This window comes from Actinoplanes italicus (assembly GCF_003001815.1).
Lineage (GTDB): Bacteria > Actinomycetota > Actinomycetes > Mycobacteriales > Micromonosporaceae > Actinoplanes > Actinoplanes italicus.
In genome coordinates, this window is the sequence record NZ_PVMZ01000002.1 from 288,740 (window position 1) to 304,428 (window position 15,689).

The window sequence follows — 15,689 nt, forward strand, 5'->3', positions numbered from 1 at the left end:
GGACCGGCCCGCGCCGGACCACCGGCGTGCGGCCGCGGGCCGTCGGTAGGTCCCGTATCGACGGCCCGCACCTCGTGACATCTCGTGCCATGAAGAACGCCCGGGGATGACCCCGGGCGTCGGCTCTTCACACGATCAGTTGATCTCGCCTCAGTTGATCTCGCAGAGGACCGTCCCGGCGGTGACCGTGGCCCCCGGCTCGACGGACAGGCCCGCCACCGTGCCGGCCTTGTGCGCCTGAATCGGCTGCTCCATCTTCATCGCCTCGATCACCACGATGGTGTCCCCCTCGGCGACCTCGTCACCGTTCTGCACCGCGACCTTGACGATCGTGCCCTGCATCGGTGCGGTCAGACCGCCCGTGGTCACCTTGCTCTGCGCCTTGCCTCCAGCGCGGGCCGGACTCCGCCTGGGGGTGGAGCTCGTAGCCGTACCGGAAGAAAGGTTTTTGGGAAGTCGCACCTCGATGCGTCGCCCGCCGACCTCGACCACGACGGTCTCGCGTTCTTCCTTCTCGCCGTCAGGCGCCGCGGGCGCCGCGAACGGCGGCACCTCGTTGGCCCACTCCGTCTCGATCCACCGGGTGTGCACGGTGAACGGCTCCCCGGTGAACGCCTCGTCGCGGATCACCGCCCGGTGGAACGGCAGCACCGTCGCGATGCCCTCGATGACCGTCTCGTCGAGCACCCGCCGCGACCGCTCCAGAGCCTCCGCCCGGGTCGCGCCCGTCACGATGATCTTGGCGAGCATCGAGTCGAAGTTCCCGCCGATCACGCTGCCGCTCTCGACACCCGAATCGACCCGCACGCCCGGCCCCGACGGCCAGGACAACGCGGTGACCGTGCCCGGCGCCGGCAGGAAGTTACGCCCCGCGTCCTCGCCGTTGATCCGGAACTCGATCGCGTGCCCGCGCGGCTCCGGATCCTCGGTGAACCGCAGTTCCTCCCCCTCCGCGATCCGGAACTGCTCACGCACCAGGTCGACACCGGTCGTCTCCTCGCTGACCGGGTGCTCCACCTGCAGGCGCGTGTTCACCTCGAGAAACGAGATCGTCCCGTCCTGGCCGACCAGATACTCGACGGTCCCGGCGCCGTGGTAGCCGGCCTCCCGGCAGATCGCCTTGGCGCTCTCGTGGATCTTCTTGCGCTGCTCGTCACTCAAGAACGGTGCCGGAGCCTCCTCAACCAGCTTCTGGTGCCGGCGCTGCAACGAACAGTCACGTGTGCCGACGACCACCACGTTGCCGTGCGTGTCCGCCAGGACCTGAGCCTCCACATGCCGGGGCCGATCCAGGTAGCGCTCCACGAAGCACTCGCCACGCCCGAACGCGGCCACCGCCTCCCGCGTGGCGCTCTCGAACAGCGCCGGGATCTCCTCGATCGTCCGCGCCACCTTCAGACCGCGGCCACCACCGCCGAACGCGGCCTTGATCGCCACCGGCAGCCCGTGCTCCTCGGCGAACGCCACGATCTCGGCCGCGTCCGCCGCCGGATCGGCCGTCCCCGGAACCAGCGGCGCACCCGCACGCTGCGCGATGTGCCGCGCCGTGACCTTGTCGCCGAGATCGCGGATCGCCTGCGGCGTCGGTCCGATCCAGGTCAGATCCGCATCGAGTACGGCCTGCGCGAACTCGGCGTTCTCCGACAGGAAGCCGTAGCCCGGATGAACCCCGTCGGCCCCGCTCCGCGCCGCGACGTCGAGCAGCTTGTCGATGCGGAGATAGGTCTCGGCGGCGGTCTCACCGTCCAGCGCGTAAGCCTCATCGGCCAGGCGCGCATGCAGCGCGTCCCGGTCACTGTCGGCGTAGACGGCGACGCTCGTGAGGCCGGCGTCCTTGCAGGCCCGGATGACCCGGAGGGCGATCTCGCCACGGTTGGCGATCAATATCTTCCGCACGGCTATGAGCCTAACGGTTCCTCAGGTCGTTCCGGACCGATGAATCCCCACAGTTCCGGATCGTTCCCCGCTCTCGGCCCCTTGAGCGGCAAGTTAATCCTGGTTCGTCGATTTTGGCCGCCCAGACCGTGCGAAGTTTCACTCTGCCGTATCCGTCACTCCGGCCGCCCATGGCCTGCCTGTCATCCCGCGTCGGCCTGTGGCCCGCGTCAGCCTGCCGCCGTTTCCTCGGCCCGACGCCGTTCCGTCGGCTGTCCTGCTGCCTGTGGCCCGCGCTGGTCCGCCTGTCGGCTGTCCTGCTGCCTGTGGCCCACGCCGGTTCCCCGCCGGCGTCCCGTCGGCGGCAGTCTTACTGCCTGTGGCCCGCGCCCTCCCGTCAGCCGTCCCGCCAGGCGTCATTTCGGCGCGTCGTTGCCTCGGGCTCGCGATGTTTATCGTTCGTAGTTCCCGGCTGATCGATCGGCATTGGCTTGCGCCCCTTTCCCGGCGTGGGAAGCGGCCATATCTCAATGCCCGGCTCAAAACCCAGGCACGATGATCATCCAGCCCAGGGATGTTGTTGTTCCGGCTCGTCACAACTCGAGTCCACGGACGGCGGCCGTCGTCGTTCCCATGCCGGCCCAGCACCATGGCTGGTTCATCGCATGGATCGATCAGCGCCTACTGACCGAGGCTGCAGGTGCGTGCTCCGGCCTACGCGACAGGAGCCGTACTCCGTGTCGTGGTTCAGCGCCGCCAGAGAGAGGTGATCGGAATGTTCATGTCGGCGAGCAGTCGTCGCAGCAGCGGCAGCGATAGCCCGATGACGTTCCCCGGGTCCCCTTCGATCCGCTCGACGAACGCGCCGCCCCGGCCGTCCAGCGTGAACGCCCCGGCCACCTGAAGGGGCTCACCGGACGCGACATAGGCCTCGATCTCGGCGTCGGTGACGTCAGCGAAGTGCACCGTGGTGGTACCGACGGCCTCTGCCTGAAGCCCACTGACCAGCCCGGTCAGGTGATGTCCGGTGTGCAGCACACCCGACTTCCCGCGCATGGCAGTCCAGCGCTTGACCGCCTCGTCCGCGTCGGCCGGCTTGCCGAACACCTCACCCTCGAACGCCAGCACCGAATCACACCCGAGCACCAGAGCCGCCGGATCGGCCGGCAGCTCAGCCGCAACGGTCCGCGCTTTCATCCGAGCCAGTGCCAGGCTGGTCGTGTACGCATCCTCGGTGTCGACGACGCTCTCATCCACACCACTGACGATGACCTCGGCGTCGATCCCGGCCCCGGTGAGCAGCGCCCGCCGGGCAGGGCTGGCCGAAGCAAGAATCAGGCGGTACGCGATGTCGGTCTGCACGACAAACGAGCCTACAAGCCCCACGGATATAAAACCGTGAGCAAGCAGCGTGTTTCAGCCCCGATCTCCACTAAACCGCCGACCTTCCCCAGACAGGCCCCAGCGCAGCCGGCAGCGACCTTCACACCGCTCCTACCTGCTCAGCCACCTTGCTAGGTGTTCCGACCCCCGGCCAATTTCGCTCAAGTTCTGGCCTTCGGGCCGTACTGCACATGTGCAGAATCCGGTCCCTCCTGCCGCACGTCCGGCCGGAAGGGGAAGCCCTCGACAGCGTGCGCCGGGGTTCGAACGCTGCCTAAGCGAGTGGCGGCGACGTCTCGGATCGCCTCCGTCGGCGCACCAGAAGAGCGAGAACCGCTCCCAGAGCGATAACCGCAGCCCCAATTCCCGCGAGCACAGGAACGGCCGAACTGGAAGACTCAGTCGAAGGCGAAGCCCCAGCCGACGGCTCGCTTCCGGTCGGTGCTGATGCTCCCGCCGACACCGAGCCACCCACGGTTGGAGCGGCAGAACCCGACCCGGCGCCAGCCGACGGATCCAGCGGGGGAACCTCAGCGGTCAGCGCTTTGACGATGTCGAGCACCCCGTATCCGCACTGGTCATCCCGCCCAGGCGGTCCGTTGTCCTTGGCCGTAGCAGTAAGGCGATGAATAACCTCAGGAGCCGAAAGCTCGGGAAACTTGGCCCGCACAAGAGCGGCCGCCCCTGAAACAATCGCCGTCGCCTGGGAAGTTCCCTGCCCCTTGGCGTATTTGTCGTGTAGATCCGTTGTGACCATATCGACCCCAGGAGCACAGATTCCGACCTTGGGATCTGTGATTGAGAACTTTGCAACATCGCCATTGCGGTCGATCGCGCCGACGGCCAGGACGTCGGGTAATGCGGCGGGGAAAGCCATGTTCAGATCTTCTGATTTATTGCCTGCTGCGGCTACCACAACGGAATCAACTCGAGCCGCAGCGTCAATAGAGGCATTAAGCTCCCTGGAGCGAGGAACGGATCCGGATACGCTAATCACGTCCGCGCCCGATGACGCTGCCCATTTGATGCCGGCCGGAACGCCAAGACCATTAGGTTCTTTACCGGCAGCTCGAACTGGGATCAATGAAGCGTCCGGGGCTACGCCAACCGCGCCGCTATTTCCTGCACGTCCGTGTGCAGCGACGAGGCCAGCCATGCGAGTGCCGTGACCATTCGCATCAGACTGCCCAGTGCCGTCACCTCCGGGACTGGTATCGGTTCCTTGCTTAAGGTTCCTGGCAAGATCTCGATGTGGAGAAATGCCGGTGTCGACAATGGCGACGGAAACGCCGGTGCCCCTGGTGATCTGATGCGCTTGGTCGAGACTTAGATACTCAATGAACCATTGGGCATCCCGCACTTCATCCGCAGATGCAGGGAGCGCAGGATATAGGACGCATAAGGCAGCAGTTGCGGCGGCCGCCATCAATTTTCTGCCAGCGAACACCTATCGGCCACCGATGGTCGGACCAGGGTCGATTCGCTGCTCGGATGCTGGGAGTAGCACCGGATCCATCCCACTTCCAGTTTCCCAGGGGTTATCCGGATCCCATCGCTGAGATTCATTGTCATCGCTCCGTCTTGAGGTCGAGCGCTGCCCGGGGCGGGACATAGCCTCTTGGCCGATCATGCCGCCAATCGGGTTAATCCTCTGTCCGCCGCGAGTGGATGCCCCTAGCTGCCCACCGCGGGTAGACGGTGATCCCCCCATGGGCGGAGTCCCACCGATCAGTCCGCCATGCAGCGGTGACGTTCCTCGCGTTCCGGCTGTGGGCGGAACTGTGCCGAACGGAGCGCTATTTGTGGTGGGAGTGCGAGGGAGTGTGGTTGATGACGGAGGGCTTTGCGGCGGCGGGTAGCCCAGTGAGTCGGGGGCGTTGATACTCGGTGTGAACGTGTTGGGTCCAGGTGGCGGACCGATGGCCGGTAAAGGTGCCGGTGTTTGCTTCGTGCCGCCGAGGACTGGGCCTTCGACCGGCTTCCTTCCGGGTGTTGAAGGATCGGTCTTCCCGTTGTTTCGCTCAGTCGGAGTTCCTTTGACTCCAGTTCCTGAAGAGCGCGGCCTTGACATCTGGGCAGAAGTGGTCGTGCGCCCTGACGACGGCATGCCGCCTGGAAGTAGTGGACTGATCCCGCCGGGATTGAAAGCCTCGTTCGCATCGTCGCGAATAAGATTTGGGTTATAAGGACGGGGAGCGGTGAGGGACATCTGGGCGGTGGCGAGTTCAGCGCTGAGCCCCGTCATCAAGCCCGCCGCCTGGAGGCGCAGCTGTTCCTGTCTGCCATCCGCAACCGGGGACGGCGGGGGAGGAGGCGCTACTGCCTTCCCGTAGGCGCGTGGCCTATCCCGCATCTCTTCCGCGTACTTTGTGAGGGCGTCAGCGTTGGCGTCGTGTTCCCTCTTAAGGGACTCAAGGCGCCGCTTGGCGTCGTCGACCGCGGCGATGGCGGTCGAGTAAGCGGTGTAGTTGGCGATCGCCGCCTCGAACGTCTCGTTGAGGCTCTCGATCAGGTGGTCGAGGCGTTCGACGTAGGCCCGCGCGGCCTTGCTGCGCTCCGGCGGCCACGCCGTGATCAGCTTTTCCTTGTACTTCTCGACCTGGGCCTTGTGCATGAGGACCAGTTCGTATGACTGCCGCCACCCTTGGAGCGCCTGCTGGTGCGGGGCGCTGTCGTGGTACTGGAGCATGTCCCACATGTTGGGGACGTCCATGAAGTAGAAGCGGTCCTTGCTGTCGCCGGCCCCGCCGCCGTCGTAGAGGGGCATCAGGCGTCACCATTTCCCTCGAAAGCGGCCTGCACGTCGGACAGCTTGGCCCGGGCGAAGGCGTCAGCGCCGCGGTACTTGGCGCTGATCTCCTCGGCGGAGGTGGCGAACTGGTAGGTGCCCGCGACGTAGCCGTCCACGTTCCGGAAGGTCGCGTCCTGGACCTGCTGGTGAGCGCCCAGGAACAGGAACAGCTCGTAGAACTCACCGCCGTTCGGGAGTTCGGCCAGCATGTTCTCGGCGACCTGGTTGGCGTGTGGGACGTAGTTCTCTTCCAGGTCGGCCTTCAGGCCGGCCGCGAACTCCTCCATCGCCGCGATGTCCGCCTCGATGCCTTCGATGTCGCTGAGGTCGTAGTTGTCGACCGTGCTCTTCGGCACAGGTTCGTTGTCTACAGGCATCGGCGAGCCTCCCATCGACGACCGGCGAATAACCTCTGAGAGGTTAGCGAATCCTCGCGCCCGCTACCGCCCCCTGTGGATGACGCCTAGCGGGGGAGGCCGGAGGTCTGCCAGTTGCGCGGACCGGCTCCGGGGCGGGACGATCGGATCCAGTCTGAGATGGGTTGCGTCGGTGTGGCGTAATTGACCGAAGTGGATCGAGATGCCAGGATGGCGACGAGCGCCGCGACCTCATGATCGTCTAGTCTTCCTCGTACGACGCTGACCAGCGGTTCCTCATTCATCAACCGAGCGTACGACGGCTACCCGGAGATCCGGTGACACGTGTCCCACACTCGGCTGATCAATTCGCGGCCGCTCGACAGAACCAGGTATTTTCTGCGTGATGTCTTCTTCTCCCCCACTCGTTGTCGCTGATCGGTACCGGCTCGTCGCGCCGCTCGGTCAGGGCGGGATGGGACGTGTCTGGCGCGCGACCGATGTCGTCCTGCACCGAGAAGTGGCGATCAAGGAGCTCGTGCCGCCGCCGGGGCTGACTCCGGCCGAGCGGCAGGAGATGCGCGAGCGCTCCCTTCGCGAGGCGCGCGCCATCGCCCGGCTCAACAACATCAACGTGGTGCGCGTCTTCGACGTGCTCAGCACGGATGCCGACCCGTGGATCGTGATGGAGTACGTTCCGTCGCGTTCCCTCCAGGACACCCTGGCGCAGGACGGGCCGTTCAACGCGCTGCGCTCGGCGGAGATCGGCCTCGGCGTGCTGAACGCGCTGCGGGCCGCCCACCGCAACGGCGTCGTGCACCGTGACGTCAAGCCCGGCAACGTCCTGCTCGGCGCTGACGGCCGTGTGGTGCTGACCGATTTCGGTCTCGCCACGGTGCCGGGCGACCCGAACGTGACTCGCACCGGCCTGGTGCTGGGCTCGCCCGCCTACATCGCTCCGGAGCGTGCCCGCGACGGCACGGCCGGTCCTGCCGCCGACCTCTGGTCGCTCGGCGCGACGCTCTACGCGGCGGTCGAGGGCCAGTCTCCGTTCGCGCGCCCGTCGGCGATCGCCACGCTGGCCGCGCTGGCGACGGAGAACGTGCCGGTCGCGCGGAACGCGGGCCCGCTCAAGCCGGTGCTGAACGGCCTGCTGCGCAAGGATCCGGCGCACCGCATCAACGCCGAGGAGGCGGAGCGGCTGCTGTCACGGGCGGCCGGTCGGCGCTCCAAGATCACGTTCCCGATGAGTCCGTCGATGCGCCGGCCCGGTGTGGGTCGGGAGCGCCCGTCGTTGCCCACCGGCCCGGGTGGACCGCCGGTGCTGCCCGGTTCGGGGTGGGCTACCGCTACGGGTTCGGCTCCGGTCGTACCCAATCCTCGCCCTCCTGTCGTCCAGCCTCCCGCAGCCGATGGGCGTCCGCCGCATTTCGCGGCGGGCAAGGCGCCGGTCAGCCAGCCGCCGGAGACCCCGCGACGCGGTGCGAAACCTCTGGACCCGACGCGCCTCGACACGGCGCCGGTCCGAGACGATCAAAATCCTTTCTCCGGTACGGGTAAAGCGCCCGCTTCCGGTGCCGCGCAGTCACACCGTCCCGGCCAGGCGCAGGTCCCGCCACGCCCACCGGCGTCGGGAACCACCCCACCCGCCTCGGGGACTGCCCGGCCCGGTTTCGGAGCCGCACCGCCGGCGTCGGGCACCGCCCGGCCGAGGCCGGGAAGCAGCATGCCGACCGGGACCACCTCGGGAAGTAACACGCCGACCGGGACCACGTCAGGAAGCAGCACGCCGGACGGGACCGCTGCGAAGCCGCCGACGGTGGGTAGCAGTTCCGCGCCGACCAACGCGCTGCGCACCGGTTTCACGGCTGCCGATGTGGCCGCCAACCGTCGTAAGAAGGCCGCGCCCGAGCACGAGCATTCGCTGGCGCAGGCGACGTCCGGCTATCCGGTGGTGACGCCGCGTAATGCTCAGTCCGCCGAGCCGGAAGTACCGTCCGACTCGGAGAAGGCCCCGGACGAGGACCTTCAAAAGGTCCACGACGAGGGTCAGCCGGACACGCAGGGCAAAGACGGGGACGCGGGGACCGGTCAGGAGCAGTCGTCCGCCGAGGACGAATCGCAGGCGGAGACCGTCGCGGAGCCCACCGCGAGCGGCGACGCCACCACCGGCGAGGCCACCACTGACGAGGCCGCGACCGACGAGGCGCAGGACGTGGCGGACAGCGAGACGGCGACGTCCGCGGACGCCGCCGATGCTGTGACCGACGTCACTGAGACCGCAGAGCCGGAAGAATCGTCCGAGACGACGGCAGCCGAGACGACGGCCGCCGAGACGACGGCAGCCGAGCCCGAGGCGGCCGAGAAGCCGGCCGCCGAGGACAAGACATCCGTCGTCGCCGTGCCGGCGCAGGCTGAGGAGAAGACCTCGCTGCTGCTTCCGGCAGCGCGCCCGCAGCTGCCCGCCGAGGACAAGACGTCGGTGCTGAAGCCGCCCGCCGAGGATCGGACGTCGGTGCTCAAGCCGGCCGACGACGACCGCACCTCGGTGGTCAGCATGCCGCCGCGCCGGCGGATCATCACGGCCACCGAGCCGGCGACGCAGGTCGTCGGCGACGTCGAGTCGGATCCCGGGTTCGCCCGGCCGAGCCGTCCGGCGTGGACGCCGATGCAGATGCGCCCGGTGGAGCGCCGCGGCGGGATCACGATCCTCGGCACCACGCTGACCCGCAGGCAGGCCGCGATCGGTTTCGGCATCGTGCTGACGTTCCTGCTGCTCGTAGGCATCATCGTGGTGCAGGCGTTCGGCGACGAGGGCACGGGCGACCAGGATGTGAAGAAGGCCGGCACGGTTCCCGGCGCGTCCGTCCCGGCCCAGACCGGCGGCAAGCCGGCTGACCCCGGCACGAAGGACCCCGCGCAGGGGCAGTCGAGCGCTCCCGCGTCGCCTAGTTCGCCGCCCGCCTCCAGCGCTCCGGCGACCGGTGGCGTTCCGGCCGGCTGGCGCCTGCACAAGGGTTCCGGCTACAGCTTCCCGGTTCCGGACAATGCCCGGAACAGCGGCGGCGGCGACGCCACCCTCGAGTGGGGCAAGGGTCGGCAGATGCGTGTGGACGTCGTGTCCGGAAAGAACGATCCGGTCGACTACCTGAGCCGGGACAGCACCATCGGCTACAACCGCGTCGGACCCACGCCGCTGGAGTTCCACGGCAAGGCGGCCGACATGCAGTACTACCGCAACACCGGCGGCAACACCCAGCAGCGCGTGGTGCGGCGGGTCATCAGCACGAACACCACGACGTACGTGCTGACCTGGTACACCGAGGCCGACGACTGGGAAGCGGCCAAGGCCGACCTCGAGAAGATCTACCAGGGGTTCTCCCTCAAGTAGACGGCGTGGTGTCACCTCCATGCGTGAGATCCGGTTGGCTGGGTAGTTATCCAGCATCACGGATGGAGGTGCATCATGAACTGCCGACGGCACGGCAGTAAGCCCACGATCGCCCTGTGGATGCTGGTGGCAGCGGCTGACGTCGCGATCATCATGGCGTCCACCGGCCTGCTCGTCGCGCTGCTGCTCCTGACCGCACTCACGGTGATCATCGGCGGCGGTGTGTACGCGGCGCGCTCGATCGGCGTCCGCGAGCCGCAGCCCGCGAAGGCAGTGGTCAGGCGACGGGCGTAGCCGGATCGGCTACAGTCCCCGGGGTGTTGTCGATCGACGGTGTGACAGATCTCTGGGATCAACTGCTCGGTGCACAGCCCGATCCCCCCGGGATGCTGGTGCTGGTCACCGCTGTGGCCGGGTTCCTCGCGGTGGCGATCCGGCCGGTGTGGCGGGTGGCCCGCAACGCCGTCACGATCGCGCACGAGGGCGGGCACGCCCTGTTCGCCCTGCTGACCGGGCGCAAGCTACGTGGTATCCGTCTCGAGTTCGACACGTCCGGCCTGACCCTGTCGGCCGGCCGTCCGACCGGCTTCGGCATGATCCTCACCCTGCTCGGTGGCTACATCGCCCCGTCGCTGGTGGGTGTGCTGGGCGCCTGGCTGCTCGGCGGCAACCGGATCACGCTGCTGCTCTGGCTCGCGGTGGTGCTGCTGCTCCTCATGCTGATCAACATCAGGAACTTCTTCGGCGTGGTGTCGCTGCTGGTAACGGGTGCCATCGTGTTCGCGGTGTCGTGGTACGCGGCGCCGGAGACCCAGGCCGCTTTCGCGTACGCCGGAGTCTGGTTCCTGCTCTTCGGCGGTGTCCGCCCGGTCTTCGAGCTGCAGAGCCTGCGCAGCCGCGGCCGGATGCGCGACTCGGACGCCGACCAGCTGTCCAGGTTGACCCACCTGCCGGCCCTGTTCTGGGTGGGCGTCTTCCTCATCGTCAACCTGGTCGCCCTGCTGGCCGGCGCCTTCCTGCTAGCCGGCCAGTGGCTCCCCGACACCCTCCCCACCACATAACTCGTGGACGCAAAACGCCGCCGGTGTCGAGGCAAGTGATTTGCCGACGCCCAGCGGGGTTTGCTGGGTGGCGGGAAATCGCCTGCCTCGACACCGGTTACAAGGCGTTTTGCCGCGGAGCGAAGCGGAGCCAGCCGGCTCAGCTTTGCCGCGGAGCGACGCGGAGCCAGCCGGCTCAGCTTTGCCGCGGAGCGACGCGGAGCCGGCCGGCTCAGTTACAGCGGGATGTTGCCGTGCTTCTTCGGGGGCAGGGTCTCTCGCTTGGTGCGCAGCATCCGCAGGGCCCGGGTGACCTGGGCGCGGGTCTGTGACGGCTGGATGACCGCGTCGACGTAACCGCGCTCGGCCGCGATGTACGGGTTGGCGAGCGTGTCCTCGTACTCCTGGATGAGTTCGGTGCGCCGCTGCGCCGGGTCCTCGGCCGACGCGAGTTCACCCCGGTACAGGATGTTGACCGCGCCCTGGGCGCCCATCACGGCGATCTGCGCGGTGGGCCACGCGAAGTTGACGTCGGCTCCGAGGTGCTTGGAGCCCATCACGTCGTACGCCCCGCCGTACGCCTTACGGGTGATGACCGTGACCTTCGGGACGGTCGCCTCCGCGTACGCGTAGATGAGCTTCGCGCCACGCCGGATGATGCCGTCCCATTCCTGGCCGGTGCCGGGCAGGAAGCCGGGTACGTCGACGAAGGTCAGCACCGGGATGTTGAACGCGTCACACGTACGCACGAATCGGGCTGCTTTTTCCGATGCGGCGATGTCGAGCGTGCCCGCGAGGCTCATCGGCTGGTTGGCGACCACGCCGACCGGCCGGCCCTCGACCCGTCCGAAGCCGACCACGATGTTCTGCGCGTAGAGCGGCTGGACCTCGAGGAACTCGTCGACGACGGTCTCGACGACCTTCTTGATGTCGTACGGCTGGTTCGGCGAGTCCGGGATGAGGGTGTCGAGGGAGTGGTCGTCGGGGGTCTCGCCGGCGGAGTCGAAGGCGAGGGGCTCGTCGAGGTTGTTGCTGGGCAGGTAGGAGAGCAGCGCACGGACGTACTCGATCGCGTCCTCTTCGTCGCTGGCCAGGTAGTGCGCGTTGCCGCTGCGGGTGTTGTGGGTGCGGGCCCCGCCCAGTTCCTCCATGCCGACCTCTTCACCGGTGACCGTCTTGATGACGTCGGGTCCGGTGATGAACATGTGCGAGGTCTGGTCGACCATGACGGTGAAGTCGGTGATCGCGGGGGAGTAGACGGCGCCGCCCGCGCACGGGCCCATGATCAGCGAGATCTGCGGGATGACGCCACTGGCCCGGACGTTGCGGAAGAAGATGTCGGCGTACAGGCCGAGCGCGACCACGCCCTCCTGGATGCGGGCGCCGCCGGAGTCGTTGATCCCGATGATCGGGCAGCCGATCTTCATGGCCAGGTCGAGCACCTTGACGATCTTCTCGCCGAAGACCTCGCCGAGGGAGCCGCCGAAGACCGTGAAGTCCTGGGAGAAGACGCACACCTGCCGGCCGTCGATGGTGCCGTGACCGGTGACCACGCCGTCGCCGTACGGCCGGTTCTTCTCCAGGCCGAAGGCCGTGGACCGGTGCCTGGCGAGTTCGTCGAGCTCCACGAAGGAGTCCTTGTCGAGCAGGAGCTCGATGCGTTCGCGGGCCGTCTTCTTGCCGCGGGCGTGCTGTTTCTCGATGGCACGCTCGGAGCCGGCGTGCACGGCTTCCTCGCTGCGGCGGGTGAGATCGGCGAGCTTACCGGCGGTGGTGTGGATGTCGGGCTCTGTGGTCACGAAGGTCTCCACGCTCTTCAGGCGGCCTAACACTCGTTAAGGCAACGATCAGCATCGTAACCGGGAGGCGTCGCACACGGAGGGCGTCGAGACGCGTGCGTTTCATACCCAATGCCCCATTCGTTACTCCCGGCGTGACGAACTGGATGACCGCGGCCGGGCTCGCCTTCATCGCAGGCGGCCTCGCCACACTGATCAGCTTCCGCGCCGTGATTTTCGGTGGTGGTGCTCGTCGGGCGAACCGGGCCGGCTCATCCCCTCGCCGCCGGCGGTCGGAAGCCGTCGCGAGGTCCGCACCGGGACCTCGCGTGACGATGGACGCCGCCGCGGCCGAGGGTGACGAGCCCCGGGCCAGGCGGCGAAGGCTGGCCGCCGCCTTCAGCGGGCGGCCCGCCGAGGGTGTCGGCGGGCAGACCCCCGAGGGCGAGGCGAGCGCCAGCGGACTGGCGTCGATCGGGCTTGCCGACGAGGACGAGGACGATTTGCGACGGTACGGCTACGACGACTACGACCCGGGCGAGGACGACGACCGCGACCCGGAACCGGACTCGGCGTACGACGGTGACGAGCGCCTGGGCTACGAGGACGGCTACCTCGAGGACGCCTCGTGGCCGCCGCGCCGCCGTCGCCGCGACCCCGAACCGGACGGCCCGGCCTGGGCCCGGCGGGACGTCGAGAGTCCCGGCGGATACGCCGGCCGGCTCGGCGACGCGGACGACCGGCCGCTGCCCGACTGGGACTGGCCGCGCTACAGCGACGTCGACGACAGCCCGCCGGCCGGCGACTACTGGACCCCGGTGCCGGACCTGTACGCGCCGCCCGAGCTGGACGCGCTGCCGCCGGTGCCCGACTACGAGCCCGCCACCGGCTTCGACCTGCCCGCGGGGCCGGCCGAACCGCTCGGCCCGGTCCCGGAGTGGCCGCCGCGCGAGCGACGCGTGCGGCTGCCCCTATCGTGGGCCGAGCGCGACGAGCAGGAGGGCGCGGAGAACCGTCCGAGCCCCCGGCCCCGCCCGGCTCCGCCGTACGCGGGAAGGCACAGCGCCGGCCCGAACTAAGCTCATCCGATGGGCTACACCGAACTCGACCGGCCGCCGTTGTCCGCGCGGGCACTGACACGCGCTCTCGTCGTACCGGGTGGGTTGTGGTCGAAGTTCGACGTGCGGGACGAGACCGGCTCGACGAACGCCGATGCCGCGGCCGCCGCCGCGGCCGGCGCGCCGGAAGGGCTCGTGGTGGTGGCCGAGAGCCAGCTGGCCGGGCGCGGGCGGCGGGATCGGCAGTGGACGTCACCGCCGCGGGCCGGTCTCACCGTCAGCGTGCTGCTCCGGCCCGGCTCGACCGGCCGTACCGAGCGAAGCGAGGGCCGGGAGGGCATGCCCGAGCCGCACGGGCCCGGGGTGCCGCCGTCCGCTTACGGCTGGTTGCCGCTGCTCGCCGGGGTGGCGCTGGTCGAGGCGGTGGCCCGGATCGGCGAGGTGGAGTCCGCACTGAAGTGGCCCAACGACCTGCTGATCGACGAACGCAAGTGCGCCGGCATCCTGGCGGAGGTCGCCGGTGACGCGGTCGTGATCGGGATCGGGGTGAACGTCAGCACCCGGGCCGACGAGCTGCCCGAGACGACCGGCGTGCCGGCCACCTCCCTGCTGGTGGCGGGCGCTGCCAGCACCGATCGCAGCCCGTTGCTGCGGGCCCTGCTGAGAAGCATGGCGCGGTGGTACGAAGGCTGGCGCGAGGCCGGTGGCGACGCCGAGATGTGCGGGCTGCTCGCCGCCTACCAGCGGCACTGCGCGACGATCGGCCGCCGGGTTCGGGTGCTGCTGCCGGGCGGCGCCGAGCGGACCGGCGAGGCGGTCACCGTGGACTCCGACGGTCAGCTGGTGATCCGTACGGAGGAAGGTGTCGAATTCCGCGTCTCGGCGGGGGACGTCCTGCACGTACGCTGACTTGCGTGGCGTTCCCGGAGGATGTGCTCGCGGACGAGGAGGAGATCGTCCTCCACCTGCGTCCGCACTGGAAGGCGGCGGTGGCCCCGACCGTGGTGCTGCTGCTTGCCCTGACCGGCCTGATCATGGGCTGGGTGATGCTGCCCGCGACCGAGGGCGGCCGGATCGGCCTGGGCCTGGTCGCCGCCATCATGCTGTACTACGGCGGCCGTTACGGGGCCTACCCGTGGCTTGCGTGGCGCTGCACGGAGTACGTGCTGACCGGCGAACGGCTGCTGATGCAGTGGGGCGTGGTCGACCGGCAGCGGCGTGACCTGCCGCTGAACCGGGTGAACGACCACTCGCTGACCCAGTCCCTGCTGGACCGTGTGCTCGGCAGCGGGACCCTGACCGTCGACTCCATCGGGGACCAGCGGGTGGTGCTGGCCGGGGTGCCCGCCGCGCAGCTGGTGCAGACCACCCTCTACGAGCTGATCGAGCTCGCGCCGGCGGACGAGGAGGAGGAAGCGGAAGAGCAGCCTCAGCGTGGATCGAGTTCGGGCCGCAGCTCGAGGTGAGCCACGCTGCCCGGCTCGTCGATCGCGCTGAGCTCGGCGAACCCGGCGGTCGCGTCCATGTCGGTGATGGCGCCCTCGTGGCCGTCGACCGGCGGCTTGAGGAAGACGAACGTCCGGTACGCCCAGAAGCGGAAGATCGTGCCGATCACGATGCCGATCGTCGTCATGCCGAGCAGCTGCAGCTTGTCGTCGTGCTCGGAGAGGCCGAAGCCGTACTTGCCGAGCGCCGTCATGCCGGACTGGATGACCATGCCGATCAGGTTGAACCCGAAGAACAGGGTGTACTCCCGGCGCAGCGCGGTCCGGGTGTGGTGCCGGTAGGTCCAGTAGCGGTTCGCCACGTAAGCCAGCGTGGTCGTGATGACGGTCGCGAGAACGCTGGCCTTGACCGGGCCGATCCCCATGGCCACCCAGCAGATCGCCAGGTAGAGCAGGGTGTTTCCGGCGCCGATGATGCCGAAGGCGATGGCTTCGGGAGCGAGGCGGCGGAGGCGTTCCGTCAGCATGCTGGCTGAAGGCATTGGGCAACCTTACGCGAATGGGGGCGATTA

The 15,689-nt window shown here is 68.5% G+C and carries 13 protein-coding genes and 1 pseudogene; 6 read left to right on the forward strand and 8 right to left on the reverse strand.

Annotated features, from left to right (window positions below):
• Positions 1 to 150 precede the first annotated feature (150 nt).
• The 6 genes from CLV67_RS05300 to CLV67_RS05320 all read right to left on the reverse strand — a co-directional run bounded on the left by CLV67_RS05300 (position 151) and on the right by CLV67_RS05320 (position 6,710).
• Complete coding sequence (locus CLV67_RS05300) at positions 151 to 1,896, reverse strand: acetyl/propionyl/methylcrotonyl-CoA carboxylase subunit alpha (protein WP_106316010.1); 1,746 nt, start codon at positions 1,894 to 1,896, stop codon at positions 151 to 153.
• 726 nt (positions 1,897 to 2,622) lie between these two features.
• Positions 2,623 to 3,237, reverse strand: a complete 615-nt coding sequence (locus tag CLV67_RS05305) for a Maf family protein (RefSeq protein WP_106316011.1) — start codon at positions 3,235 to 3,237, stop codon at positions 2,623 to 2,625.
• A gap of 295 nt (positions 3,238 to 3,532) precedes the next feature.
• A complete protein-coding gene (locus CLV67_RS54680) occupies positions 3,533 to 4,684 on the reverse strand; it encodes a S8 family serine peptidase (protein ID WP_106316012.1) in 1,152 nt (383 codons plus the stop codon).
• Positions 4,685 to 4,705: 21 nt separating this feature from the next.
• A complete protein-coding gene (locus CLV67_RS50930) occupies positions 4,706 to 6,025 on the reverse strand; it encodes a hypothetical protein (protein ID WP_146168987.1) in 1,320 nt (439 codons plus the stop codon).
• Positions 6,025 to 6,426: a hypothetical protein gene (locus tag CLV67_RS05315; RefSeq protein WP_146168988.1), complete on the reverse strand. Its 402-nt coding sequence runs from the start codon at positions 6,424 to 6,426 to the stop codon at positions 6,025 to 6,027. The genes CLV67_RS50930 and CLV67_RS05315 overlap by 1 nt, the downstream gene beginning before the upstream one ends.
• Before the next feature lie 86 nt (positions 6,427 to 6,512).
• Positions 6,513 to 6,710, reverse strand: coding sequence for an acyl-CoA carboxylase subunit epsilon (locus tag CLV67_RS05320; RefSeq protein ID WP_106316014.1), 198 nt, complete (start codon positions 6,708 to 6,710; stop codon positions 6,513 to 6,515).
• A gap of 101 nt (positions 6,711 to 6,811) precedes the next feature.
• Between CLV67_RS05320 and CLV67_RS53135 the strand changes: the two are divergent.
• From CLV67_RS53135 to CLV67_RS05340, 3 genes and pseudogenes are all read left to right on the forward strand, one after another.
• A pseudogene (locus CLV67_RS53135) lies at positions 6,812 to 8,086 on the forward strand (serine/threonine-protein kinase); the annotation flags it as partial.
• A gap of 1,785 nt (positions 8,087 to 9,871) precedes the next feature.
• Positions 9,872 to 10,090: a hypothetical protein gene (locus tag CLV67_RS05335; protein WP_106316015.1), complete on the forward strand. Its 219-nt coding sequence runs from the start codon at positions 9,872 to 9,874 to the stop codon at positions 10,088 to 10,090.
• Positions 10,091 to 10,113: 23 nt separating this feature from the next.
• On the forward strand, positions 10,114 to 10,857 hold the full coding sequence (locus tag CLV67_RS05340) for a M50 family metallopeptidase (RefSeq protein WP_106316016.1): 744 nt from the start codon (positions 10,114 to 10,116) through the stop codon (positions 10,855 to 10,857).
• Positions 10,858 to 11,072: 215 nt separating this feature from the next.
• On the opposite strand, the gene CLV67_RS05345 is transcribed toward CLV67_RS05340, so the two are convergent.
• Positions 11,073 to 12,635 carry an acyl-CoA carboxylase subunit beta gene (locus tag CLV67_RS05345; protein WP_106316441.1) on the reverse strand — a complete coding sequence of 521 codons (1,563 nt, stop codon included), beginning with the start codon at positions 12,633 to 12,635 and terminating at the stop codon, positions 11,073 to 11,075.
• 308 nt (positions 12,636 to 12,943) lie between these two features.
• On the opposite strand from CLV67_RS05345, the gene CLV67_RS05350 reads away from it, so the two are divergent.
• From CLV67_RS05350 to CLV67_RS05360, 3 genes are read left to right on the forward strand one after another with little or no spacing between them, the layout of a single operon-like run.
• On the forward strand, positions 12,944 to 13,693 hold the full coding sequence (locus CLV67_RS05350; protein WP_146168989.1) for a hypothetical protein: 750 nt from the start codon (positions 12,944 to 12,946) through the stop codon (positions 13,691 to 13,693).
• A 9-nt stretch (positions 13,694 to 13,702) separates the two neighbouring features.
• Positions 13,703 to 14,581, forward strand: coding sequence for a biotin--[acetyl-CoA-carboxylase] ligase (locus CLV67_RS05355; RefSeq protein WP_106316018.1), 879 nt, complete (start codon positions 13,703 to 13,705; stop codon positions 14,579 to 14,581).
• 5 nt (positions 14,582 to 14,586) lie between these two features.
• A complete protein-coding gene (locus CLV67_RS05360) occupies positions 14,587 to 15,138 on the forward strand; it encodes a PH domain-containing protein (RefSeq protein ID WP_106316019.1) in 552 nt (183 codons plus the stop codon).
• Here the strand turns inward: CLV67_RS05360 and CLV67_RS05365 are convergent.
• On the reverse strand, positions 15,102 to 15,659 hold the full coding sequence (locus CLV67_RS05365) for a GtrA family protein (RefSeq protein WP_106316020.1): 558 nt from the start codon (positions 15,657 to 15,659) through the stop codon (positions 15,102 to 15,104). The two genes, CLV67_RS05360 and CLV67_RS05365, sit on opposite strands and share 37 nt — an antisense overlap.
• Between the last annotated feature and the right edge of the window lie 30 nt (positions 15,660 to 15,689).

What these genes read in the sequence shown, in the direction of transcription:
- CLV67_RS54680 (WP_106316012.1), bottom strand. Translation starts at nt 4,684, where the DNA reads ATGGCGGCCGCCGCAACTGCTGCCTTATGCGTCCTATATCCTGCGCTC.
- CLV67_RS05320 (WP_106316014.1), bottom strand. Translation starts at nt 6,710, where the DNA reads ATGAATGAGGAACCGCTGGTCAGCGTCGTACGAGGAAGACTAGACGAT.
- CLV67_RS05315 (WP_146168988.1), bottom strand. Translation starts at nt 6,426, where the DNA reads ATGCCTGTAGACAACGAACCTGTGCCGAAGAGCACGGTCGACAACTAC.
- CLV67_RS05355 (WP_106316018.1), top strand. Translation starts at nt 13,703, where the DNA reads ATGGGCTACACCGAACTCGACCGGCCGCCGTTGTCCGCGCGGGCACTG.
- CLV67_RS50930 (WP_146168987.1), bottom strand. Translation starts at nt 6,025, where the DNA reads ATGCCCCTCTACGACGGCGGCGGGGCCGGCGACAGCAAGGACCGCTTC.
- CLV67_RS05365 (WP_106316020.1), bottom strand. Translation starts at nt 15,659, where the DNA reads ATGCCTTCAGCCAGCATGCTGACGGAACGCCTCCGCCGCCTCGCTCCC.
- CLV67_RS05335 (WP_106316015.1), top strand. Translation starts at nt 9,872, where the DNA reads ATGAACTGCCGACGGCACGGCAGTAAGCCCACGATCGCCCTGTGGATG.